This is a genomic window from Erythrobacter oryzae, assembly GCF_030271515.1.
Lineage (GTDB): Bacteria > Pseudomonadota > Alphaproteobacteria > Sphingomonadales > Sphingomonadaceae > Erythrobacter > Erythrobacter oryzae.
In genome coordinates this window covers 127846-150037 of sequence record NZ_JASCXI010000004.1, presented here as the reverse complement: position 1 = coordinate 150037, position 22192 = coordinate 127846, and the positions used below count along the sequence as shown (strand labels likewise).

Annotated in this window: 25 protein-coding genes; 13 read left to right on the top strand and 12 right to left on the bottom strand. The window is 68.5% G+C overall.

What is annotated here, in order from left to right; translation table 11 throughout:
* Positions 1-70: 70 nt before the first annotated feature.
* A complete protein-coding gene (locus PFX90_RS13295; RefSeq protein WP_197426385.1) occupies positions 71-370 on the top strand; it encodes an integration host factor subunit alpha in 300 nt (99 codons plus the stop codon).
* Positions 371-389: 19 nt separating this feature from the next.
* Positions 390-821, top strand: a complete 432-nt coding sequence (locus tag PFX90_RS13290) for a MerR family transcriptional regulator (RefSeq protein WP_285713022.1) — start codon at positions 390-392, stop codon at positions 819-821.
* Position 822: 1 nt separating this feature from the next.
* On the opposite strand, the gene PFX90_RS13285 is transcribed toward PFX90_RS13290, so the two are convergent.
* From PFX90_RS13285 to PFX90_RS13270, 4 genes are all read right to left on the bottom strand, one after another.
* Positions 823-4245: a chromosome segregation SMC family protein gene (locus PFX90_RS13285; protein ID WP_285713021.1), complete on the bottom strand. Its 3423-nt coding sequence runs from the start codon at positions 4243-4245 to the stop codon at positions 823-825.
* Between the two features lie 27 nt (positions 4246-4272).
* On the bottom strand, positions 4273-5019 hold the full coding sequence (locus tag PFX90_RS13280; protein WP_285713020.1) for a DsbA family protein: 747 nt from the start codon (positions 5017-5019) through the stop codon (positions 4273-4275).
* A gap of 102 nt (positions 5020-5121) precedes the next feature.
* Entirely contained in the window at positions 5122-5853 is a 732-nt protein-coding gene (locus PFX90_RS13275) for a thioredoxin domain-containing protein (protein ID WP_285713019.1), read from the bottom strand.
* A gap of 5 nt (positions 5854-5858) precedes the next feature.
* On the bottom strand, positions 5859-6419 hold the full coding sequence (locus PFX90_RS13270) for a DUF721 domain-containing protein (protein ID WP_285713018.1): 561 nt from the start codon (positions 6417-6419) through the stop codon (positions 5859-5861).
* A gap of 14 nt (positions 6420-6433) precedes the next feature.
* On the opposite strand from PFX90_RS13270, the gene PFX90_RS13265 reads away from it, so the two are divergent.
* On the top strand, positions 6434-7477 hold the full coding sequence (locus PFX90_RS13265; RefSeq protein WP_285713015.1) for an A/G-specific adenine glycosylase: 1044 nt from the start codon (positions 6434-6436) through the stop codon (positions 7475-7477).
* Here the strand turns inward: PFX90_RS13265 and PFX90_RS13260 are convergent.
* Positions 7474-7695, bottom strand: a complete 222-nt coding sequence (locus PFX90_RS13260) for a hypothetical protein (protein WP_285713014.1) — start codon at positions 7693-7695, stop codon at positions 7474-7476. The genes PFX90_RS13265 and PFX90_RS13260 overlap by 4 nt on opposite strands.
* Positions 7696-7804: 109 nt before the next feature.
* On the opposite strand from PFX90_RS13260, the gene PFX90_RS13255 reads away from it, so the two are divergent.
* Genes PFX90_RS13255 through PFX90_RS13245 form a run of 3 tightly spaced genes read left to right on the top strand, consistent with a single transcriptional unit; the run spans position 7805 to position 10700 of the window.
* Positions 7805-9124 carry a serine hydrolase domain-containing protein gene (locus tag PFX90_RS13255; RefSeq protein WP_285713013.1) on the top strand — a complete coding sequence of 440 codons (1320 nt, stop codon included), beginning with the start codon at positions 7805-7807 and terminating at the stop codon, positions 9122-9124.
* Positions 9124-10017, top strand: coding sequence for an NAD(+) diphosphatase (gene nudC, locus PFX90_RS13250; RefSeq protein ID WP_285713012.1), 894 nt, complete (start codon positions 9124-9126; stop codon positions 10015-10017). The genes PFX90_RS13255 and nudC overlap by 1 nt, the downstream gene beginning before the upstream one ends.
* Complete coding sequence (locus PFX90_RS13245; protein WP_285713011.1) at positions 10014-10700, top strand: DsbA family oxidoreductase; 687 nt, start codon at positions 10014-10016, stop codon at positions 10698-10700. Before nudC ends, PFX90_RS13245 begins: the two co-directional genes overlap by 4 nt.
* On the opposite strand, the gene PFX90_RS13240 is transcribed toward PFX90_RS13245, so the two are convergent.
* Genes PFX90_RS13240 through mgtE form a run of 5 tightly spaced genes read right to left on the bottom strand, consistent with a single transcriptional unit; the run spans position 10697 to position 15217 of the window.
* Entirely contained in the window at positions 10697-11089 is a 393-nt protein-coding gene (locus PFX90_RS13240; protein WP_285713009.1) for a DUF1489 family protein, read from the bottom strand. The two genes, PFX90_RS13245 and PFX90_RS13240, sit on opposite strands and share 4 nt — an antisense overlap.
* Positions 11090-11120: 31 nt before the next feature.
* Positions 11121-12494, bottom strand: a complete 1374-nt coding sequence (locus PFX90_RS13235) for an aromatic ring-hydroxylating dioxygenase subunit alpha (RefSeq protein ID WP_285713006.1) — start codon at positions 12492-12494, stop codon at positions 11121-11123.
* Complete coding sequence (locus PFX90_RS13230; RefSeq protein WP_285713004.1) at positions 12491-12985, bottom strand: nuclear transport factor 2 family protein; 495 nt, start codon at positions 12983-12985, stop codon at positions 12491-12493. The genes PFX90_RS13235 and PFX90_RS13230 overlap by 4 nt, the downstream gene beginning before the upstream one ends.
* Positions 12982-13740: a glucose 1-dehydrogenase gene (locus PFX90_RS13225; protein WP_285713003.1), complete on the bottom strand. Its 759-nt coding sequence runs from the start codon at positions 13738-13740 to the stop codon at positions 12982-12984. Before PFX90_RS13225 ends, PFX90_RS13230 begins: the two co-directional genes overlap by 4 nt.
* Positions 13741-13768: 28 nt before the next feature.
* Positions 13769-15217 carry a magnesium transporter gene (gene mgtE, locus PFX90_RS13220; RefSeq protein WP_285713002.1) on the bottom strand — a complete coding sequence of 483 codons (1449 nt, stop codon included), beginning with the start codon at positions 15215-15217 and terminating at the stop codon, positions 13769-13771.
* Between the two features lie 102 nt (positions 15218-15319).
* On the opposite strand from mgtE, the gene PFX90_RS13215 reads away from it, so the two are divergent.
* Together PFX90_RS13215 and PFX90_RS13210 are read left to right on the top strand one after the other, a co-directional pair.
* Positions 15320-15781, top strand: coding sequence for a peptidylprolyl isomerase (locus PFX90_RS13215; RefSeq protein WP_285713001.1), 462 nt, complete (start codon positions 15320-15322; stop codon positions 15779-15781).
* 25 nt (positions 15782-15806) lie between these two features.
* Positions 15807-16220, top strand: a complete 414-nt coding sequence (locus tag PFX90_RS13210) for a hypothetical protein (RefSeq protein ID WP_285713000.1) — start codon at positions 15807-15809, stop codon at positions 16218-16220.
* 23 nt (positions 16221-16243) lie between these two features.
* On the opposite strand, the gene PFX90_RS13205 is transcribed toward PFX90_RS13210, so the two are convergent.
* A complete protein-coding gene (locus tag PFX90_RS13205; RefSeq protein WP_285712999.1) occupies positions 16244-16642 on the bottom strand; it encodes a hypothetical protein in 399 nt (132 codons plus the stop codon).
* Between the two features lie 182 nt (positions 16643-16824).
* Here PFX90_RS13205 and miaB point away from each other — a divergent pair, with 182 nt between their 5' ends.
* Entirely contained in the window at positions 16825-18174 is a 1350-nt protein-coding gene (gene miaB / locus PFX90_RS13200; RefSeq protein ID WP_285712998.1) for a tRNA (N6-isopentenyl adenosine(37)-C2)-methylthiotransferase MiaB, read from the top strand.
* On the opposite strand, the gene PFX90_RS13195 is transcribed toward miaB, so the two are convergent.
* On the bottom strand, positions 18145-19050 hold the full coding sequence (locus PFX90_RS13195; RefSeq protein WP_285712997.1) for a hypothetical protein: 906 nt from the start codon (positions 19048-19050) through the stop codon (positions 18145-18147). The two genes, miaB and PFX90_RS13195, sit on opposite strands and share 30 nt — an antisense overlap.
* A 179-nt stretch (positions 19051-19229) precedes the next feature.
* On the opposite strand from PFX90_RS13195, the gene PFX90_RS13190 reads away from it, so the two are divergent.
* The 4 genes from PFX90_RS13190 to PFX90_RS13175 are packed head-to-tail and all read left to right on the top strand — an operon-like array spanning position 19230 to position 22119.
* On the top strand, positions 19230-20273 hold the full coding sequence (locus PFX90_RS13190; RefSeq protein WP_285712995.1) for a PhoH family protein: 1044 nt from the start codon (positions 19230-19232) through the stop codon (positions 20271-20273).
* 12 nt (positions 20274-20285) lie between these two features.
* On the top strand, positions 20286-20669 hold the full coding sequence (locus tag PFX90_RS13185) for a hypothetical protein (protein ID WP_285712994.1): 384 nt from the start codon (positions 20286-20288) through the stop codon (positions 20667-20669).
* Positions 20670-20689: 20 nt separating this feature from the next.
* Complete coding sequence (gene ybeY, locus PFX90_RS13180) at positions 20690-21172, top strand: rRNA maturation RNase YbeY (RefSeq protein WP_285712993.1); 483 nt, start codon at positions 20690-20692, stop codon at positions 21170-21172.
* 23 nt (positions 21173-21195) lie between these two features.
* Positions 21196-22119, top strand: a complete 924-nt coding sequence (locus tag PFX90_RS13175; RefSeq protein ID WP_285712992.1) for a hemolysin family protein — start codon at positions 21196-21198, stop codon at positions 22117-22119.
* The last annotated feature ends 73 nt before the right edge of the window (positions 22120-22192 follow it).

The window sequence follows — 22192 nt, the reverse complement described above, 5'->3', positions numbered from 1 at the left end:
TTGCAATCGCGTCCAAAAATCGTAAGCACCTGCCACCTTTGTTCGGGTCGCGCCGCGAAGGAGAATTCGCATGATGCGTTCGGTTGGCACTTTGACCCGCGCCGATCTGGCGGAAACCATCAATCGCAAGATGGGTTTCAGCCGCGCGGAGTCGCTCGATCTGGTCGAGGCAATCCTCGCCAAGATGAGCGACGCGCTTGCCCGGGGCGAGAACGTCAAGATTTCCGGTTTCGGCAGCTTCGTGCTGCGCGACAAGAACGAGCGGATCGGCCGCAATCCCAAGACCGGGATCGAAGTGCCGATCACCCCGCGCCGGGTGATGACCTTCCGCGCCAGCCAGCTGCTCAAGGAACGCATCGCCAAGGGGTGATTTTGCAAGGTGAGGCCAGATGACAGCATTCGATGACGGCAAGGACGAGGGCGCGCTGCGCACCATCGGCGAAGTCAGCGAGGCGCTGGACATCCGGCCTCACGTGCTACGTTATTGGGAGGCGCAGTTCCCGCTGCTGAAGCCGCTGAAGCGCAGCGGCGGGCGGCGCTACTATCGCCCAGCCGACGTCGAGCTGGTCCGGACCATCGACCGGCTGGTCAACCGCGAGGGCTATACCCTGAAGGGCGCCGAGGCGGTGCTGCGCGCGGCCGCCAAGTCCCCGCTCGACCGCCGCCACGCCGACCGCCGCGCGGGCGACCGCCGCGCCGAGGCCGATCCCGATGCGACCCCGGGCGTGCGCATCGCGGTCGCCGAGGGGCCGGACATGGCCGAAGTGATCGCAGGACTGAAAGCGGTGCGCGCCAAGCTGGCTGCGGCGCTGGAGGCGTAAGCTATTCCGCCGCCAGCAGCGCAGCCTCGCCCAGATCGACGCTGACGAGGCGCGAGACGCCCTTTTCCGCCATCGTCACCCCGAACAACCGGTGCATCCGGCTCATCGTGACCGCGTTGTGGGTGACGATCAGGTAGCGGGTGGTGGTGGTGCTCACCATCGATTCGAGGAGGTCGCAGAAGCGTTCGACGTTCGCATCGTCCAAGGGCGCGTCGACTTCGTCGAGCACGCAGATCGGGGCGGGGTTGGTGAGGAACAGCGCGAAGATCAGCGCGGTCGCGGTTAGCGCCTGCTCGCCGCCCGACAGCAGCGACAGCGACTGCAACCGCTTGCCCGGTGGCTGGGCATAGATTTCGAGGCCCGCCTCCAAGGGATCGTCCGAATCGACCAGCGCGAGGTGCGCCTGCCCGCCTTCGAACAGGCGGGTGAACAGCACGCGGAAATGCCCGTCGACGGCCTCGAAAGCGGCCCGCAGCCGCTCGCGGCCCTCGCGATTGAGGTTACCGATCGATCCCCTCAGCCGCGCGATGGCCTCGACCAGTTCGGCCTGCTCCTCGGCGCTGGAGCCATGCTCGGCCTCGATCCGGGCGAGTTCGTCCGCTGCCACCAGATTGACCGGCCCGATCCGCTCGCGCGCGGCGGTGAGTTTTTCGAGTTCCTCGGATTCCTGCTGGGCTTGGGCGAGGTCGTTTTCGTCGAAACCGAAGCGCGACAGCAGCAGCGGCGGGGGGCACTGGAAGCGCTCGCCCGAGATGCGGGCCATTTCGGCGCGGCGGAGCTCCTCGTTCTCGGCGCGCGCGGCGAGGCTGGCGCGGGTCTCGCGGGCCTGGGCGAGAACCTCGGTGCATTGCGCGAGCGCGGTGTCGGCGGCGCGGGCGCGCCCGTCGGCCTCGCGCATCGCGGCGTCGGCTTCGGCGAGTTCGGCGGCAAGCCGCGTGCGGGTGGCCTCGCCCGCCTCGATCTCGGCGGCGAGCGCGGCGGGCTTGGCGGCGATGACGGCGTGCTCCTCGGCGATTTCGGCGAGGCGGCGGCCGGTTTCGGCCATGCGCCGCTCGGCATCGGAGGCGCGCGCCTGCCACCCGGCGTGGTCGGCCTGCTGCCCCGCGAGCCGCTCGCGCGCGACGGCGAGGGCCTGATCCTGCGCCGCGAGGTCGGCCATCGCGGCCTGCACGGCGGCGCGGGCGGCGGCGTTCTTCGCTTGCGCCGCCTCGAGCGCGGCGCGTCCGGCATCCTTTTCAGGGAGGCGCGCGCAGGCTTCGCGAGCAGTCTCGACCTCGTCCTTCGCCGCGGCGATCTGGGCCTCGATGTCCGAGGCGCTGGCGGCGAGTTCGGCGAGGCGCGCGGCGAGGCGTTCCTTGGCGGCCTCGGCCTGGTCGAGCCGGCGCAGCGCCTGCCGCTCGGCCTCGATGGCCCCGGCGATGGCACGTTCCTGCGCGACGAGGCTAGTCTGCAGGCTGGCGAGTTCCTCGCGGGCTGCCTTGTCCTCGGCCTCGGCGGCGGCGGCGGCATCGCGCAAGGGGGGGAGGGCGGCGTCGAGTTCGGCGAAGCGGTTGGCGGCTTCGAGCTGCGCGGCTTCGGCAGCACCTTCGCCCCGCGCGACGAAGCCGTCCCAGCGCCGCAGGTGCCCGGCGCGGGTGACGAGCCATTCGCCGGGCGCGAGCGCGCGGCCATCGTCTTCATCGACGCAATGCACCAGCGCGAGGCGCGCGGCGAGTTCATCGGGCCATTGCGAAAGCCGGTGGGCAAGGCTGTCGGCGACCGGCTTGGGCGGGGTGGCACCCGTCCAGAACCGGCCATCGGGTGTCCCCGCAGGCGCGCCCAGCGGCGATTTGCCGTCGCGCCCCAGCACTGCCGCAAGCGCGCGTTCGTAACCGGGGGTGACGGTGACCCGGTCGAGCGGGGTTGCCATGCCCTGCCGCCCGGCCTCGCGCTTGGCGCGGGCTTCGCGGTCACGGGCGAGGGCGGTGTGCTCACGTTCCACCCCGGCGAGTTCTGCCCGCGCTGCGGCGAGAGCGCTGGCGACTTCATCACGGCGCGCTTGCAGGTCTGCCTTGCGCGCCTGATCCTCGGCGAGGCGGGCGCGCAGGTCTGCCAGTTCCGCCGCCGCCTCCTCGGATGCATCGCGCGCGGCAATCACGTCGGCCTCAGGATCGCCGCTTGCCGCGAGTTCTTCGCGGGTGCGGGCGAGCCGGGCGGCTTCGGCCTCGATCCGGGCAAGCCGCGCCTGCGCCTGATCGACTGCCGCTTCGGCCACGCGCCATTCGGCCTCGACCCCGGCCTGATCGGCGGTGGCCTTGGCGAGCGCGAGTTCGGCGGTGCGGCTGGCGCGTTCCTTGTCCTCGGCCTTTTCGGCGAGCAGCGGGCGCGCGGCCTCTGCCGTCTTCACGCCGGCGCGGCTCACTTCAAGTTCCTGCGTCAGCCGCGCCAGCGCCTCGACCGCAGCCGAGGTCAGCCGGTCGGCATCCGTTCGGTCTTCCTCGAGCCGCACGCGCTGGCGTTCGAGATCGCGCAGCCGCGTTTCGGCAGCGTCGAGCTTCTCCGCCAGAGCCGCCATGCGGTGTCCGTGCGCCGAGGCATCGTCGCGCCGGTCGGCGAGTTCGTCGCGCGCTTCGGCGAGGGCTGCGGCAGCCTCGGCCTGTTCCTTCTGGACGACCTCGACCGCCTTCTGCGCTTCTGCCACGCGCGCCTCGGCCCCCTCGGCGGCGGCGCGCGCCGCTTTCGCGGCTTCCGCCGCCTCGCGCCAGCGGGCGAAGAGCAGTCGCGCCTCGGCGGCCTGGATCTGCTTGGTGAGTTCGGTGTAGCGCTCGGCCTGCCGTGCCTGACGCTTCAGCGAGGCGATCTGCGCGTCGAGCCCCGCCATGAGGTCTTCCAGACGCGCGAGGTTGGTTTCGGCGGCGCGCAGCTTGCTCTCGGCATCCTTGCGGCGGACGTGGAGGCCCGCGATCCCGGCCGCTTCTTCGAGCATCGCACGGCGCTCGGCCGGCTTGGCGGCGATCACCTGCGCGATTTTGCCCTGGCTGACGAGCGCGGGGGAATGCGCGCCGGTCGCCGCATCGGCGAAGGTCAGCGCGACATCCTTGGCGCGCACGTCGCGGCCGTTGACGCGGTAGGCTGACCCAGCGCCGCGCTCGATCCGGCGGGTGACGACCAACTCGTCGCCCGCATCATCGCTGGCGTGGAGCACCACCTCGGCAAAGTCGCGGGGCGGCCTCGTGGAGGTGCCTGCGAAGATCACGTCCTCCATGCCCCCAGACCGCATCGACTTGGCCGAGGTTTCCCCCATGACCCAGCGGATCGCTTCGAGGAGGTTCGACTTGCCGCAGCCGTTGGGGCCGACGACGCCGGTTAGCCCGGGCTCGATGCGCAGTTCCGCCGGCTCGACGAAGCTCTTGAACCCGCTGAGCTTGAGCCGGTGGATCTGCATCTATGTCGGCGCCCCCGCGTGCCCGCCTCAGCGCGCGCCGGCGCGCTGGAGCTTGGGTTCGAGATCGGCCCAGCTCGAGGCATCGACCTTGTTGCCGTTGAGCACGAAAGTCGGGGTCTGGCTGATATTGTCCTCGGTGCCATAGGCTTCCGAGGTCTTGGAGATCTTCTCGAGGCTGGCGAAGTCGGCCATGCAGGTGCGCGCCTGATCGGCGCTGATCCCGCGCGCGGCGAAGAATTCGTAGAGGCCGAGCGCCTCGGCGAAAGTCACGAAACGCTGGTTTTCGGGCAGGGTGTTGATGTTGGCGAGCGCCGGGGCTGCGGCCTGCTGGCGCATCTGGATCTCGCCGAGGTTGGCCCAGATCTGGTCGGCCAGCGGCAGTGCGGCGCCCGGGGTCGAGCAGCCGATCAGTCGGGTCAGGGCGAGGTCTACGGGTCCGTGGATCACGAAGCTGCGGAATTCGAAGCTGACGCGGCCCGAATTGACGTAGGTCTCCATCAGCGGCTTCATCCCCTCCTCGGCAAAGCGTGCGCAGGCCGGGCAGGTGAGCGAGCCGTATTCGATGAGCTTCAGGGGCGCATCGGGATTGCCGACGAGGTAGCCGCCCTTCTCGGTGGTGGCGACCGTCTGCGCCCAGGTCGTGCCCGCCGGCGGCGCGACGACCGGCAGCGGCTCGCTGCTGGCGCCATCGGCGGTGGCGTCCCCGCCGCAGGCCGCGAGCAGCAGCGGCGCGAGTGCGGCAAGGCAGAGCGAGAACAGGCGGGTCAGGGTCATCGTGTAATCCTCGGGACTTCGCTTAGGGGAGAAGGATAGCCCCGCACGCGCCATGCCAGCAAGCACCGGCATGCGGGGGATGTGGAACAATCTGTGGGCGCGTCAGTCGGCCTTGGCGGTGAAGCGGTCGCGCAGCAGCGGGTAGAGAGCCTCCCAGCTGTGGACCTCGGCGAGCAGCTTGCCGTCCATCGCGAAGCTGGGGGTGCTGGTGACGCCGAATTCAGCGGCATCGGCCTCGTCGTTGCGCAGCAGCTTCTGCGCGGCGGCATCATTGGCGATGCAGGCGTCGAGCTCGGCCTTGGACTGGCCCTTGGCGGCGAGCATCGCGGTGAGCCCCAGCGCGCTCGCGGCATTCTGCCGCCCGGCGCGGTCGCCGCGCTGCCAGATCGCCTGCTGGCTCTGCGGCGCGAGGCGCGCCTTGTCGAGCCAGTCGGCCTGGGCGAGGATCAGCGTGCGGTGGCGCACCTTGAACTGCGCCGGATCGCCGCAATTGGCGAGCAGCGTCACCGCAAGGTCGAGCCCGTTGCGGATCACCGGGCGCACCTCGGTCCTGATCTTGCCCGGCCCCAGCAGCACCACATCGAGCGCCGGTTCGCCGCGCGCGGCAAAATCGGCACAGTGCGGGCAGGTGTAGCTGATGAACTCGACCAGCGTGGTCTTGGCCTCGGGATTGCCGATCAGGTGGCCGCGCTCGGTCCGCTCGACGGTGTTCTGCCAGTTGCCCGCCTTGGGCTTGGGCGCGAAGCTGCTGTCGGGGCGCGAGAGGTCCTGCGCCGAGGCGACCCCGGCGGCCAGCGCCAGGGCGGCGGCGGTGAAGAGGAGGGGCTTCATCATGGGGGCTATTCTTCCGGTGGGGTCGGTGTTTCGCTGTTGGTGAGGCTGCGGGCGAGCGATTCGAGCACGGTGCGCAGTTCCGGATCACCGATATCGCGCAAGCTGTCGCCCAATTCCAGCGGGATCGGCTTGAGCGAGGGCGGCGGCTTGGCGGGGCGGCCGTCTGCAGGGGGCGTGACCGCGCCGTGGCGCAGCTTGACCCGGGCGACGGCGCGGTAGCCGAAGAAGCGGTTCACCCGCTCGATGATCTCGGGGATCACCTGGGTGATGAGCGGCGCGTGGGCCGGGATCACCACCAGATCGAGGATGCCCTCGGCCTTCTCGCCCAGGGGGAAGCGGATCGCCTCGGGGCTGCACACGCGGGCATGTTTGGGCCCGACGATCTCGGGCCAGCGGGTGACGACCGAGCTCTGCACGAAGCCGAAGCGGCGGAAGGCGGTGCGGCCGATCTCGGGCATGAGATCGCCGATCGCCTTCGCGCCCTGGCCGCGGGGGCGGGTGTAGGGCTTAATCTTGCCGTCCTTGGCCGGAGGTTTCTTGTCGCTTCCCATGATTGCGTCTGCCATGCCATAGGCCGCGCGTGACTGCCAGCATCTCGGAAAATCTGCTCGAATGGTATGACCGCAACGCGCGCGATTTGCCGTGGCGCCTGCCGCCGGGCGCGCCGCTGCCGGACGATCAGGCATGGTCCTACCGCGTGTGGCTGTCGGAGGTGATGCTCCAGCAGACCACGGTTGCGGCGGTGAAGCCCTATTTCGCGAAGTTTACGGGCATCTGGCCGACGGTCGAGGCGCTCGCGGCGGCCAGCGACGATGACGTTATGGCGGCATGGGCAGGGCTCGGCTACTATTCGCGCGCCCGCAATCTGCTCAAATGCGCGCGGGCGGTGGCGGAGCGGGGCGGGTTTCCCTCGACCGAGGCCGAATTGCGCGCGCTCCCCGGCCTCGGCGACTACACCGCCGCCGCGATCGCTGCGATCGCCTTTGGTCAGCGCGCGGTGGTGGTCGATGCCAATGTCGAGCGGGTGGTCGCGCGGCTCTTCGCCATCGACGCGCCGCTGCCGGGGGCGCGGAAAGCGATCCGCGCCGCCGCTGCCACGATTACGCCCGAGGCGCGCGCGGGCGATTTTGCGCAGGCGATGATGGATCTCGGCAGCCACGTCTGCACCACCCGCACGCCGCGCTGCCTCATCTGCCCGCTCGGCGAGGCCTGCGAAGGGCGCAAGGCGGGCGAGCCCGAGCGCCTGCCGGTGAAGCCGCCGAAAAAACAGGTGCCCGAGCGGCGCGGCACCGCCTTCTGGATCACCCGCGCGCGCGGCACGCAGGTCTGGCTCGTCACCCGCCCGGCGCAAGGAATGCTCGGCGGGATGCGCGCGCTGCCCGATGACGGCTGGAGCGCGCAAGCCGACGGTTCGGGCAAGGTGCCGCTTGCGGGCGAATGGCGGCGGCTGGGCGCGGTGCGGCACGGCTTCACCCATGCCCATCTGACACTCGAGGTGCAGGCGCTCGAGACCCTGTCACAGCCGCGCGGGGCGGGGCAGTGGTGGCCGGTGGAGACAATCGGCGAGGCGGGGCTCGCGACCCTGTTCGCCAAGGCCGCGCGGCTCGCGATTGCCTCGGGCTAGATGACGCCGCCTCCGAGGCTCAGCCGCACGCCCGCGATCAGCAGCACCACCAGGCAAAAGTTGCGCCCCCCGTCCTTCGACGACAGCGCCCCCAGCACGATCCCGACCACGATCACCGGCAGGGCAAGCCAGTTGCCCCAGCCGAGCAGCGGAATCTGCGAGGGGATGACGATGACGAGGCTGAGAAGGCCGACGAGATAGGCAAGGGCGTTGAGCATGTGTCTTATATAGATAAGACACCGCGCGCCTGCAAGCCTCCTCGCGGATTGACGGGGCCCGCGCCCTGCCGCAGACAGGCGCGCAAAATCCCTTGGGAGATTCTGCACTATGCCCCTCGACACCTTGGCCGACCCCCGTTTCTCCCGCCGTTCGCTGCTGCGGGCGAGCGCGTTGTTCGCTGGCGGCGCGGCGCTCTCGGGCCTGCCCTTCGGCCGCGCTGCCTTTGCCCATGATGTCGCCGAGGACTGGCCCAATGTCGCAGCGCTCGCCGACAAGTATGTCTCGCAGCGCAAGCTCGCCAACCTGTTCCTGACGTTCGGCTGGGACCAGCAGCCCCACGCCCACACCGTCGGCGGCGGCACGCTCGCGCTCGGCAAGCCGGCGATGGTGGACGAGAACTCGCTCTACCGGATCTATTCGATGTCCAAGCCCATCACCGGCATGGCGACGATGATCCTGATCGACGAGGGCAAATTGGGCCTCGATCAGCCGGTCCACGAGATCCTCCCCGCCTTCCGCGACATGCAGGTGCTGGTCGATCCCGAGGGCCCGCTCGAGAACACCGTGCCCGCCAACCAGCCGATCACGATCCGCATGCTGCTGACCCACACCGCGGGTCTGGGCTACCAGATCATCAGCAAGGGGCCGCTGCAGAAGGCCTTCAACGAACAGGGCCTGATCGGCGGCCGGGTGAGCCGCTTGCCGATCCCGGGGATCGAGCCGGTCACGCCTGCGCCGGGCCTCGCCGTCTGGGCCGACCGTCTGGCCGAACTGCCGCTGATGTATCAGCCCGCGACCAAGTGGAGTTACTCCTGCTCGATCGACCTCCTCGGCCGCGTGATCGAGGTGGTGAGCGGGATGGAATTCGAAGCCTTCCTGAAGTCACGCATCTTCGAGCCCTGCGGCATGACCAGCACCTGGATGCAGGTTCCCGCGAGCGAGGCGCATCGCCTCACCGACAATTACGGCATCGTCGGCGGCACGCCCTTCCCGATCGATCCGGGCCCGGCCTCGGTCTTCCTCGATCCGCCCGAAGTGGCAGCGGGCGGCGGGGGCCTCGTCTCGAGCCCGAAGGACTATGACCGCTTCCTCAGGATGCTGCTCGGCTATGGCCGGATCGACGGCAAGTTCGTGATGAGCGAGGAGGCGGTCCGCGTCGGCACCTCGAACCTCATCCCGGCCAGCGTCGACACCAAGGGCAGCTGGCTCGAGGGCGAGGGCCACGGCGCGGGCGGGCGCTCCAAGGGGTCGAGCTTCGGCTGGGGCGGGGCGGCGGGCACGCTCGGCGCGGTCGATTTCGACCTGAAGCTGCGCTCGTGCCTGTGGACCCAGTATATGCCGTCCGAGGCCTATCCGATCCGCGATGAATTCATGGCCGCGATGGAGAAAGACCTCGCGGCGATGCGCGCCAAGAAGAAGGCCGCCTGATGCACGCGCCTGCCGCAGCGCCGGGAATGGCCTTCGCCGGATCGCCGCTCGACCGGGCCGACCACATCCGTGTGGATGACGAAGCGCTCGCGGGCCTGATGAACTGGCGCGCGAGGGTGCTGCTGCTCGACGGGTTGCTGCCGGGGGTGGACGAGCAGGGCGGGCTCGTGTGGGGCAGCCTCGCCGATGTGCCCGAGGATGCCGAGCTGGTGTTCCTCGGAATGCTCGACGGCAAGGCCCATTTCGCCCCCGTGCCGGGCGAGGGCGCCGATGGCCCGGCCTATGCCATGCCGAGGGCGTGGGCGCTGATGACCCAGCTCGCGCCGCCCGACCTTGCGATCTATGGCGGGGCGCGCAGCCTCGTCGACTGGCACGCCCGCCACCGCTTCTGCGCGCGCTGCGGCTCGGCGACGAAGCTGGTGAAAGGCGGCTGGCAGCGGCATTGCGACAATTGCGGCGCAGACCATTTTCCGCGCACCGACCCGGTGACGATCATGCTGGTCGAGCATGAGGACAAGCTCCTCCTCGGCCGCCAGCCGCGCTTTCCGCCCAAGATGTATTCCGCGCTCGCGGGCTTCGTCGAGCCGGGCGAGACGATCGAGGAAGCGGTCGCGCGCGAGATCCACGAGGAGGCGGGGGTGCGGGTGCGCGATGTGACATACATCGCCAGCCAGCCCTGGCCCTTCCCGAGCCAGCTGATGATCGGCTGCACGTCCGTGGCCGACGATCCGACGCTCAACATCGACACCACCGAACTGGAAGACGCGCGCTGGTTCACCCGCGAGGAACTGCAAGCCGCGCGCGCGGCGGGCGAGGCGGGGACCGACCTCCTCTATTTCCCGCGCCCCTTCGCCATCGCCCATCACCTCGTGTGCTGGTGGCTCGACCGATGACCCAGACGCTCACCATCGACATCTATTCCGATGTCATGTGCCCGTGGTGCCTGATCGGCTACGGCCAGCTGACTAAGGCCCTGCGCGAGCTGGAAGGCGAGATCGCGGCGGAAATCCGCTGGCGGCCGTTCGAGCTCAACCCGCAGATGCCCCCCGAGGGCGAGGAGCAGGAAGCGCACCTGCGCCGCAAATATGGTCGCCCCGCCGAGGAGGGCGCGCGCATTCGCGGGCAGATGAAGGCGATCGCGGAAGGCGCGGGGGTGTCCCTCTCCTATGAAGGCGAGGGCGAGGCCCCCCCTGCGATGATGTGGAACACCCGCGATTGCCACAAGCTGCTGGCCTTCGCGCTCGAACAGGCCGGGCCGGAAGTGCAGACCGCGCTGAAACTCGCGCTGTTCCGCGCCCATTTCAACCAGCGCCGCAACCTCGGTGACCGCGCCGTGCTGCTCGATATTGCGGCCAGCGTCGGCCTGCACCGCGAGGCCGCCAAGGCGGCGCTCGACGATCCCGAACTCGAAGCCCGCGTGCTGGCCGAAGAGGCGCAGGCGTGGGACATGAATATTTCGGGCGTGCCCGCGATGATCGTGGAGAACAAGTTTCTCATACCCGGAGCGCAGGCCCCAGAGGTCTATGTCAACGCACTCCGGCGCGTGGCGGAGAAGGCGCGGGCGACGGCGCTTTAGACCAGCCCGAGCCGCTCCAGCTTCATAGCCAGCCTTCCGGGGAGCGCGTCTCCGATGTCCTCGCCCTCGGCGACGTCCTTCGGGGCCTTGTCCTCGGTGAGGTAGCGCCAGCCCTGATGCGCGCGCTTGGGCTGGGTGTGTACGCGGATCAGCTTGGGTTCGAGCACGATGTCCCAGCGCCCGTCCTCGGTCTTCTCGAAGCCGAGGATCGGGGAGCGGGCGACGATCGCGTGGTTGATGATCCAGTAGAGCGACCCACCCACGCATTCCTCATGCCGGGTCGGGCGGTTGCGGGTGGTGAGCGCGATGGCCTCGCGTCCCTCATACCAGCTTTCGAGATGCGCGTAGCTCTTCGCCCCGAAGGCGATCTTGGTCAGATGAAGCGGCATGGAGGCCTTGTTCGGCACCCGGCGGCGGGAGTCAACCGGCGAGGTATTCGTCGAGCGTCAGATGCAGCCGCCGGATGCGCGCTTCCTGGTAGTTGCCGAGCGTCTGCGCCCCTTTGCGCGAGGCCTTGGCCCCGTCGCGCTGGAGTTTGAGGTTTTCGGTGTCCTGATCGAGAATCTCGGCGAGCGCGAAGCCGGGGACGGTGGTGTAGCTGTCCTCCACGCCGAGGCGGATCGGGGTTGCGGGCGGCGGGCGCTCGCCGCTGGCGGGGAGGGGTTGCAGCACAAGGATCTCGTGCAGGCACTCGTCAGGCCCCAGCGGGCGGAAGCGGTAGCACAGGCGGATGCCGATGCCGGGGAAAAAGAAGGCATTGGGGAAGAGGAAGTATTCGATCGAATCCATCATCTCGGTGGTTGAGACGCCGGAAAGATCGGTGCCGAAGGTTGCGCCCAGTTCCTCGCGCAACAGCCGCGCGTGTTCGGCGCGCGCGCTGGCTCCGGACGGCAGGGCGGCGGGGTCGCGCCCGAGTTTGCCGAAGAGCGTCGCCTCGCTGACCTCCTGCCTGAGGTGCGGCGAGGGCACGCCCACGGCATGGATGAAACGCGACACGTGCTTGCCGAAAATGTCATACTGCGCATTGGCATCGGCGGCGGTGTAGACCGCCTGCGCGTGGGTCTCGAGCACGTGGAAGGCCTCGAGGAAGGCCTCCATCGCCATCTTCCAGTTCGCGGGAAGCACCTTCTCGGTGCGCAGCGCGACGTAGCGGTCGTGCATCGGCCAGAGCTTGAAATGCTCCGGCATCACTTCGAGTTGATCGGCAAGTGGCGGCGGGTTTTCGCCCATGTGGATGAAGACGAACCCGCCCCAGGTGTCGCAGGCGACTTCATCGAGGCCGAAATTGTCGTCGCTGATGTGGGGGAAGTCCCAGCGGCAGGGGACTTCGCGCAAAGTCCCGTCGAGGTTCCAGCTCATGCCGTGAAAGGGGCAGCGGATGTTCGCACGCCGCACGCCTCGCGAGCCTTCGGCGGCGAACTTCATCCCCCGGTGCGGGCAGGAGTTGACGAAGGCGCGGATTTGCCGGTCGGCCCCGCGCACCACCAGCACCGAGTGGTGGCCGACGTCATATACATAGCGGTCGCCCGGATCGGGGATGTGCTCCTCGCGGCACGCCCATTGCCAAACATTGGGCCAGAGGCGCTCCAATTCGAGGTCGTGAAACGCGGGGTCGGTGTAGCGGGCGAAAGGCAGGTCTTCGTCGCCGAGGAAGGTGTAGGCCTGCTCGCGCATGGCGGCGGGGGGATTGTCCCCGTCGGCATCGAGGATGTCCTGCATCGAGGGGCCGGGACAGCGCGCCTCGCCGGGGGCGAGCGAGGGGTCGGCGGGGGCGGTGAGGTCGGGGCGGCTCACCGCATCGCCTCGCGGTCATAGAGCGGGTCGGCGGGCTTGCGCTCGCCCATGATGAAGGGGGTGGCGGCGATCATGGCGTCGGTCGCCGGATCGTCACGCACCCAGTCGACCAGCTCGGAGCGGTAGGCGATCTTCCAGACGCCGCCGCGCCGCTCGTAGCGGTCGACATAGCGGCCCGCGATGAACAGGTCGCGCGGACTTCCGTCCTCGCCCGCGACGCGGTGGTAGGCCTGATAGTAGACCTCGCCGAAGGCTTCATCGGGCGTGACGAAATCGATCAGGTGCTGGCCGAGCATATGGTGGTTGCGCGCGTGATCCTTGAGCGCGGCCATGCAGAAGGCGGCAAAATCGGCGGGCGAGCCGCTGAAGATGCCGTATTCGCACCGCGCATCGGGCCAGAATTGCGCCTCGAGCAGCGCGCCGTCCAATCGGTCGAGCCCGCGCATGTAGAGCGCCGCGAGATCGATGATGGCGAAGCGGTCCGCGCTCATGCGATGCTGAGGCCCCCGTCGACGATGAAGGGCGCGCCGGTCGCGAATTTGCTTTCGTCACTGGCGAGGTAGACGACGAGGTGCGCGATATCGTCGACCTCGCCCATGCGGCCGATGGGCTGGGCGACGCTGAAAGCCGCGCGGGTGGCGTCGGGATCGGGCGTGCCGGCGATGACGCTCTCGACATTGGGGGTGAGGATCGTGCCCGGCTGGACAGAGTTGACCCGCACCCCGTTCTTCTCGCGCGCACAGTAGAGCGCGATGGACTTGGTCAGCGTCACCACCGCGGCCTTGGCGCTGTTGTAGGCGGCAAGATCGGGCGAGGGCTTGTTGCCCGCCGCGGAGGAGAAGTTGACGATCGACCCCCCGCCGCCCCGCGCCATCAAGGGGATCGCCGCCTTGCAGCCCATGAAGATCGAATCGACGTCGACCGTGTAGCAGCGTCGGAAATCCTCAGGAGAGATGTCGGCGATGCTCCCGAAGACGGTGATCGCGGCGTTGTTGACCAGCACGTCGAGCCGCCCATGCGCCGCTTCGACCTCGGCGATGACTTCCTGCCAGCGCGACCAGTCGGTGACGTCCTGCGGGATATAGCCGCAGCCCAGCTCCGCCGCCGTCGCGCGGCCTGCGGCCTCGTCGATATCGGTTATGATGACGGTTGCGCCCTCGGCCAGCAGGGCCTTCGCCGCAGCCTTGCCCAGACCCATCGCGCCGCCCGTCAGCAGCACAATCTTGCCGCTTACCCGTCCTGCCATCGCTCTCTCCCTTGTGTTTGGGAGAAGGCTAGAACGTGGCCAGACCCATCGCCACTGCCAAACCTAAGAAGGCGAAGAAGCCCATCGAATCGGTGATCATCGTCACGAAGACGCTGGAGGCGACCGCCGGGTCTTGGTCGAGCCGCTCGAAGATCACCGGCACCAGCACGCCCGCAAGACCCGCAATCGCGATGTTGATGATCATGGCGAGCGCGATCACCACGCCCATCATCGGGGTGAATAGCACCGCCGCCGCGAGGCCAATCAGCACCGCGATGGTGCCGCCGTTGAGGAGCGCCACCCGGAACTCGCGCCACAGGATGCGGCGGGTGTTCGAGCGGGTCAGCTGGTTGGTCGCGATCGCGCGCACCGCCACCGCCATGGTCTGCGTCCCCGCATTGCCGCCGATGCTCGCGACAATCGGCATGAGCACCGCGAGCGCCACCAGCTGCTCGATCGCCGCGCCGAAGAAGGCGATGATCGAGGAGGCGACCACCGCCGTCCCCAGATTGGCGATCAGCCAGCGCACGCGCGCGCCATAGGCCTCGCGGATCGGCTCGTTGATGTCGCCGTCACCCGCACCGCTCAGCAGCAGCGCGTCCTCGCCCGCCTCTTCGGAGATGATGTGGACGATGTCGTCGACCGTCATCTGCCCCACCAGACGCCCGCTCTCGTCCACCACCGCGGCCGAGATCAGCGCGTATTTCTGGAACATCAGCGCGGCCTCTTCCTGATCCATCGTCACCGGGATCAGGGTCTGGTCGCGCTTCATCACGTCGGTCAGCTTCACACCGCGCGGCGTGGTGAGGATCCAGCTCAAGGCGCAGGTGCCGACCGGATGGTGCCGCTCGTCGATCACGAAGACTTCGAAGAAGTCATGCTCGAGATCGCCGTCCTCGCGCAGGTAATCGATGAGGTCGCCCACCGTGAGATGCTCTGGCACCGCCACGAAATGGCGGCTCATCAGGCGCCCGGCGGTCTCCTCGGGATAGGCGAGCGCGCTGGACACCGCCTCGCGCGTTTCCGGCTCGAGCTCGGCCATCACCGCGCGCTGATCGGCCTCATCCAGGTCCTCGATCAGCTGCACCGCATCGTCGGTGTCGAGCTGTTCGGCGATGGTGGCGACCGCCTGCGCGGGCAAGGCCTCCATCAGGTCCTCGCGCACGTAGTCGTTGAGTTCCGCGATCACGTCGCTGGTCATCAGGTCGGTGATCGTGCGCGCCAGCACCGCGCGCTCGGAGCGTTCGAGCAGCTCGATCAGGTCGGCGATGTCGGCGGCGTGGAGCGGCTCGACGAGATCATAGACCGCGCCCTTGTCGCCGGCCTCCAGCGCCTCGTGCACCGCGTTGACGAAGCTGGGCTTGAGGCGGTTTTCCTCGTCGTGGCGCTCGTCGTCGACGCGGTCGTCCGGGCGCACTTCCACCTCTGCGGGATCGCCCGCCAGAAGCTCGTCATCGAGGATGCGCTCGTCGGCCATGTGGGCGGTTTAGGGAGGGGCCGATGAAAAGCAAGCCGGGGAGGGTGACAGGGGCGAGATGGCTGCTAAAAGCGCGGGCAAATTTCCGCAGGAGACACGAAAATGGCCGAAACCCTCACCTTCACCCTCGACAACGGCACCGGCGAGACCGGCGATGTGGTCATCAAGCTGCGCCCCGACCTTGCCCCCGGCCACGTCGCGCGCATCACCGAGCTGGCGCAGGAAGGCTTCTACGACGGGGTGATCTTCCACCGCGTGATCGCGGGCTTCATGGCGCAGGGCGGCGATCCGACCGGCACCGGCATGGGCGGCAGCGACAAGCCCGACCTCGCCGCAGAGTTCAACGCCGAGCCCCACGTCGAAGGCGTGTGCTCGATGGCCCGCGCACAGAACCCCAACAGCGCCAACTCGCAGTTCTTCATCTGCCTCGACGACGCGCGTTTCCTCGACAAGCAGTACACCGTGTGGGGCAAGGTGATCAGCGGCATGGAACACGTCCACGCCATCCCCAAGGGCGAACCGCCGCGCGCGCCGGGCAAGATCGTCAAGGCGACTGTCGCCTGATCGAGCATACCCGAGCGCGTTCGTGATGCGCCTGCCGAAGCATTGCCTGACAGCTTCCCGCGCCGCGGAAAGGAAATCTGGCAGCCCTTCGGCAGGCCCGCGAACCGTACTTGCCTTCGCGGCGTTGCTGATCCTTTCGGCATGTCAGGACATGCGCGAAGAGGTCGTGTGGAGCGGACAGACGGATAGAGGCGAGGACAAGGTCGTCGCCTGCCTCGCCGGGCGCAACGTCTTCGAGACCGTCAGCCGCATCCCGTCGCAAACCAAGGGCGCCTTTCCGGATTCGCGATCTTATTTCCTGTCGCGCGGCATGATCCTCCAATTCGATTATGCTGCGCGCGACATCGACCGCGTTTTCGTGCGAGCGGACCGGGCGCTGACGCAGGCCGAGAAGGACGAGCTTTCGCGTTGCGCGCGCTACCCGGACTTTCCGCTTTGATGCGATAGCCGGGCGAGCCTGTCTCAAATCCCCGGCGAGACCGCATGGCCTTGCAGGCTCTGCCAGAACAGCGCGAAGCCGATCCCCGCGATCGCCGCATGACCGGCAATCCCGACGAGGATCGGCTCGCGCCGCCATAGCCCCACCAGAAACAGCAACGCGACTAGCGCCAGGCCTAGCCCCCCGACGATCAGGAATGCCTCGATCGGGCCGAAACCCATTTCGTAAAGCGGGGCGATGGTGACGATGCCGATGATCAGCGCGATCATCCCGAACAGCCACCAGCCGGTGCTGTCTTCCTTGGGCAGGGTGACGAGGATCATCCAGACCAAGGTCGCCGCTGCCCAGGTGAGGATCACGGGCAGGGTGAAGCAGCGCGCGAGCGCGCCCGCCAAGGGGCTCTCGGGCTTATCGCCGTACATCGGTCGCGGGCCTCATGCAGCAAACCATGCCGCCTTGTCGCACCAAGGCGTGAATATCGTGTGAAAACCGCCGCTTGGGTGGGAAGGCGTCGGCGCGGTGGGCTCGGTTGCCGCGGCTGCCGCCCCCATCGCTGGCCGCACGATTGAACCGCGGCCTCATCGGCGCTAAAGGCGCACCCCTCATGAAACCCACCTCCGCCCCCCAAAGTCCTCCGGCTACCTACCGGGTCAAGAGCTTCGGCTGCCAGATGAACGTCTATGACGGCGAGCGCATGGGCGAGCTGCTGGCGGAGCGCGGCATCCAGCCTGCGCCCGAGGGCGAGGAGGCCGATCTCGTCATCCTCAACACCTGCCACATCCGCGAGAAGGCGGCCGAGAAGGTCTATTCGGACATCGGCCGCCTCGTGAAGGCGGGCGAGGAGGCGGGGAAGAAGCCGCTGATCGCGGTCGCGGGCTGCGTCGCGCAGGCCGAGGGCGAGGAGATCATGGCGCGCGCGCCTGCGGTCAGCATCGTGGTCGGCCCGCAGGCCTATCACCGCCTGCCCGAAATGCTCGACAAAGCGGCGCAGGGCGAGCGTGCGACCGATACCGATATGCCGGCCATCGCGAAGTTCGACGCGCTCCCGGCGCGGGCCAAGCGCGGCCCGAGCGCTTTCCTCACCGTGCAGGAAGGCTGCGACAAGTTCTGCACCTATTGCGTGGTGCCCTATACCCGCGGCGCGGAAATATCGCGGCCTTTCAGCCATCTGGTCGCCGAGGCGCATAAACTGGTGGAGCAGGGCGCGAAGGAGATCACGCTGCTCGGCCAGAACGTCAATGCCTGGGCGGGCGAGGACGACAAAGGGCGCCGCGTGGGCCTCGGCGGGCTTATCCGGGTGCTGGCGGGGATCGATGGCCTCGCGCGCATCCGCTACACCACCAGCCATCCCAACGACATGGACGACGACCTCATCGCCGCGCATGGCGAGGTCGCCAAGCTGATGCCCTATCTGCACTTGCCCGTGCAGGCCGGGAGCGACCGTATCCTCAAGGCGATGAACCGCCAGCACACCGCCGAAAGCTACCTGCGCCTCATCGAGCGCTTCCGCGAAGTGCGCCCCGATATCGCGCTCTCGGGCGATTTCATCGTCGGCTTCCCGGGCGAGACCGAGGCCGAATTTGCCGAGGCGCTCAGCATCGTCGACGCGGTGCGCTACGCCGCCTGCTTCAGCTTCAAATATTCCCCGCGCCCCGGCACCCCGGCGGCGACGATGGAGGGCCAGATCGCGCCAGAGGTAATGGACGAGCGGCTCCAGCGCCTCCAGCAGCGCATCGGCGCGCACCAATACGCCTTCAACCAGGCCAGCGTCGGCAAGACCTGCCAAGTGCTGGTCGAGCGCAAGGGGCGGCACCCCGGCCAGTGGCTAGGCAAATCGCCCTGGCTCCAGAGCGTCCACTTCGAGGGCGACCATGCCATCGGCGATCTGGTCGAAGTGACGCTGGCCGAGGCGGGGCCGAACTCGCTACGGGGCCTGCTTCGCGCGCACGCCTGACCGCTCCGCCGCCACCGCCGCGCGGGCGATGTCGTTGTAGACCCGCCGCGGCTTGGCATTGCGCGAGGCGTCGTAGAGCTCGCGCACCAGCGCGCGGTCGTAGACGGTCAGTTCGGCGGGCGGGGCGGGGTCGTCGAACAGGGTGAGGATTGTGCGCACCGGCGCGCCAGCCTCGACCGCGCCGGTGCCGAGCAGCGCGCGCATCGTCGCGTAATCCGCCAACTGGCCGAGAGTGAAGCCGTGCGCTGCCTCGCGCGAGATGAGCACCGCCGCGCCGGTAATCTCGGTTGTCACGATCGGGTCGGATGCGCTGAAGGGCTCGATCTCGGGGCGTATCGGTTGCCCCCCATACAACCATGCGCTTGGATCAGAATGGTGCAAGGGCCGGCCTTCGAAATCCCGCACCGCGATCCTGTTCCACGCCCTGACCGGCCCCGCCTCGGCCAGCACACGCTCCCGCTGATAGCTGACAAGGTGGGCGAGCTGGGGCGACTCCGCAGTCAGCCAGCTTTCGGGCGGGCCCGCCGCCGGGCTCATGAAGGCGACCCGAACCGTCGGCACGCAGGTCGGCGAGCGATCCGCGCCGACGCCCAGCGCCTCGGCATTGGCGCGAATGCGCTCGGCGATCACCGCGGCATCGTCGGGCGCGAGGCCGAGTACGGTGACGCACACCGGGAAGGCGAACTTCGCGACGGGCTGGTTCAGGCGCGGCGGGCGGATCACGGCGCGGGTGAATTCGCGCAGCTCGCGGTGCCGCTCGGCCTCGGTCGGGGGCGGGCGCACGATGATCTCGGGCGTGGTGCGGGCGGGTGCCTCCTGCGCGGCCACGGGCGCGGCGAGCGTCAGCGCCATGAGGACACCTGCAAACCTGCGCATATCCTGCACCCTTTCAAGGACTTGATGCAGCAAGAATAGCACAGGTCGGCCGCGCATGTGAAGCATCCGTGACTTTCCCCCACCATCTCGCCGCACCCGGCTTGCCAAGGCGCGCAGGCGGCTTAGGCTCGCGACTCAAGGGCCGAGGGATCGTCCTTCTGCCGCAGACAAAGGACCTTATGGGCCGACGACCCTCCCGTGCCGGGCATCCGGCGCTCTCGCCCGATCCGCGCGGTATTCCGGCACAGCGGCGCGCGCGCATCGATCTGACCTTCGAGAACCAGGCGCTGCTCGGGCCTCTGTTCGGCCAGTTCGATGCCAATCTGGTGCAGGTCGAGAACCGGCTCGGGGTGTTCATCCACGCGCGCGGGCATCAGGTGGTGATCGAAGGCCCGGAGGACGACGTCGCCCGCGCCCGCGAGACCCTCAAGACCATGTATGACCGTCTCGCGCGGGGCGAGGCGCTGGACAGCGGCGCGGTCGAGAGCCTGATCGCGATGTCGGCCGAACCCACCCTCGAAGGCATCATCTCGGGCGACGACGGCGCGCCGCCGATCATGATCCGCACGAGGAAGAAGACCATCGTCCCGCGCTCTGCGACGCAGATCGAATATATGCGCAGCCTTGCGAAGGACGACATCATCTTCGCGCTAGGCCCGGCGGGCACCGGCAAGACCTATATCGCGGTCGCGCAGGCGGTGAGCCAGCTCATCACCGGCTCCGTGCAGCGCCTGATCCTCTCGCGCCCGGCGGTCGAGGCGGGGGAGAAGCTTGGCTTTCTGCCCGGCGACATGAAGGAGAAGGTCGACCCCTATCTGCGGCCGCTATACGACGCCTTGAACGACTGCATGCCGCCCGAACAGGTCGAACGCCGCCTCGCCAACGGGGAGATCGAGATCGCGCCCATCGCCTTCATGCGCGGGCGCACGCTCGCCGACAGCTTCATCATCCTCGACGAGGCGCAGAACACCACCCGCGAGCAGATGAAGATGTTCCTCACCCGCTTCGGCCAGAACAGCCGCATGGTGATCTGCGGCGACCCCCGGCAGGTCGACATTCCCGGCGGGCCGCGCATGAGCGGCCTCAACGACGCGGTCGAGCGGCTTGAGGGAGTCGAAGGCTTCGGCACGATCCGCTTCACCGCCGCCGACGTGGTGCGCCACCCGATCGTGGGCCGCATCGTCGAGGCCTATGAGGGCAAGGACGAGGGCGAGGGGGCCTAGAGCGCTCCGGCCATGCTGATCGCCGCGTGGTTCGTGCTGCTCGCCGCTGCGGGCTGGCTGGTGTGGACCGGCTGGCTGATGGCCTTCCGCCCCTCCCGCGCGCTCGACCTGCTGCGCCGCACTGCGACGAGCCATCTGATCAACGCCATCGAACAGGTGCCCCGGCTGATCGCGGGCGCGGCGATGGTGGTGCGGGCCGAGGTCTCGCGCTTCCCGCAGTTCTTCACCATCGCAGGGCTGTTCATCGTCGCCAGTTCGGTGCTGCTGCTCGTCATCCCGCTGCGCTGGCATAATGGTTATGCGGTGTTCTGGGCGGAGCGCATCCCGCTGGCAGGGGTGCGCGCCGTCGCGCCTTTGGCGGTGCTGGGCGGGATCGGATTGATCTGGGCGGCATGAGGCCGCTACAGCCCCTGCCCATGCAGCTGGATATCGACATCGAGGATTGGCCCCAAGGCAACTGGGACGCGCTGGCAACCCGCGCCGCTGAGGCCGCGGGCGAAGGCGAGCCGCTGCTGGCCAGCGCGCGCCTCACCGCCAGCCTGCTGTTCACCTCCGATGCCGAGGTGCACACCCTCAACCGCGAGTGGCGGCAGCGCGACAAGCCCACCAACGTCCTCTCCTTCCCGATGCTCGAACGCGCGGAGCTCGAAGACCTCGGCCCGGAAGGCCCGCCCGAAATGCTCGGCGACATTGCGCTGGCTTACGAAACCTGCGCGCGCGAGGCGGCGGAGAAGGGCATCACCCTCGAAGCCCACGCCGCCCACCTCATCGTCCACGGCCTGCTCCACCTCGCCGGCCACGACCATCTCGACAGCGACGAACAGGCCGAGGCGATGGAGCAGCTGGAGACCCGCATACTTGCCAAACTGGGCATCGCTGACCCATATGGCGACAGGTAGCAACAGGAGCCACTTACAAGGCCATGGCCGATTCCCATTCGTCCGCGTCCCCGTCGGGAGAAGTGGACAGTAGCAGCGGGCTGATTGCCGCGCTTCGCAAACTCCTCGGGCTCGAGGGCGCGCGTTCCTTGCGCGAACAGCTCGAAGAGGCGATCGACGAGCACGAGGACGAGAACGGCGGCCCGGGCGAGGGCGCGGCCACCGGCGGCGACCTGTCGCGGGTCGAGCGGCAGATGCTGCGCAACCTCCTGCACTTTTCCGAACACGATGCCGACGATGTCGCGGTGCCGCGCGGCGAGATCATCGCGGTCGAGGCAACGATCAGCTGGGAGGAAATGGTCGCGGCCTTCTCCGAGCACGGCCATTCGCGCATGCCGGTCTACCGCGACACGCTCGATTCCGTGATCGGGATGATCCACATCAAGGATATCTTCCCCTTCCTCGCCAACGGCACCCCGCCGCCCGAGGACTGGACGACGCTGATGCGCCAGCCGCTCTATGTGCCGCAGGCGCGCGGCGCATTGGACGTGCTCGCCGACATGCGCACCCAGCGCGTGCACCTCGCGATCGTGCTCGACGAATTCTCGGGGACGGACGGGCTCATCACCATCGAGGATCTGGTCGAGGAAATCGTCGGCGATATCGAGGACGAGCATGACGAGGCCCCGCCCGAACTCATCACCCCGATCGGCGAGGGGATGTGGGATGTCGACGCGCGCGCCGAGCTTGACGACATTGCCGAAAAGATCGACCCGCGCCTCGCCGAGGTTGCCGAAAGCGTCGACACCCTGGGCGGTCTCGCCTTCGTGCTCGCGGAGCAGGTGCCGCCGGTCGGCACCGTGCTGGAACATGGCAGCGGCTGGCGGATCGAGGTGACCGCGGGCGACGAAACCCACGTCACGCGCCTGCGCCTCCACCCCCCGGCGCGCGAGGAAGAGGTGCAGTAGGCGCAACTTTTCAACTTTCGACACAATTTTTCTTCGATTTTTTGCATCCATTAGAGCGCTCGTGCGTATCTCC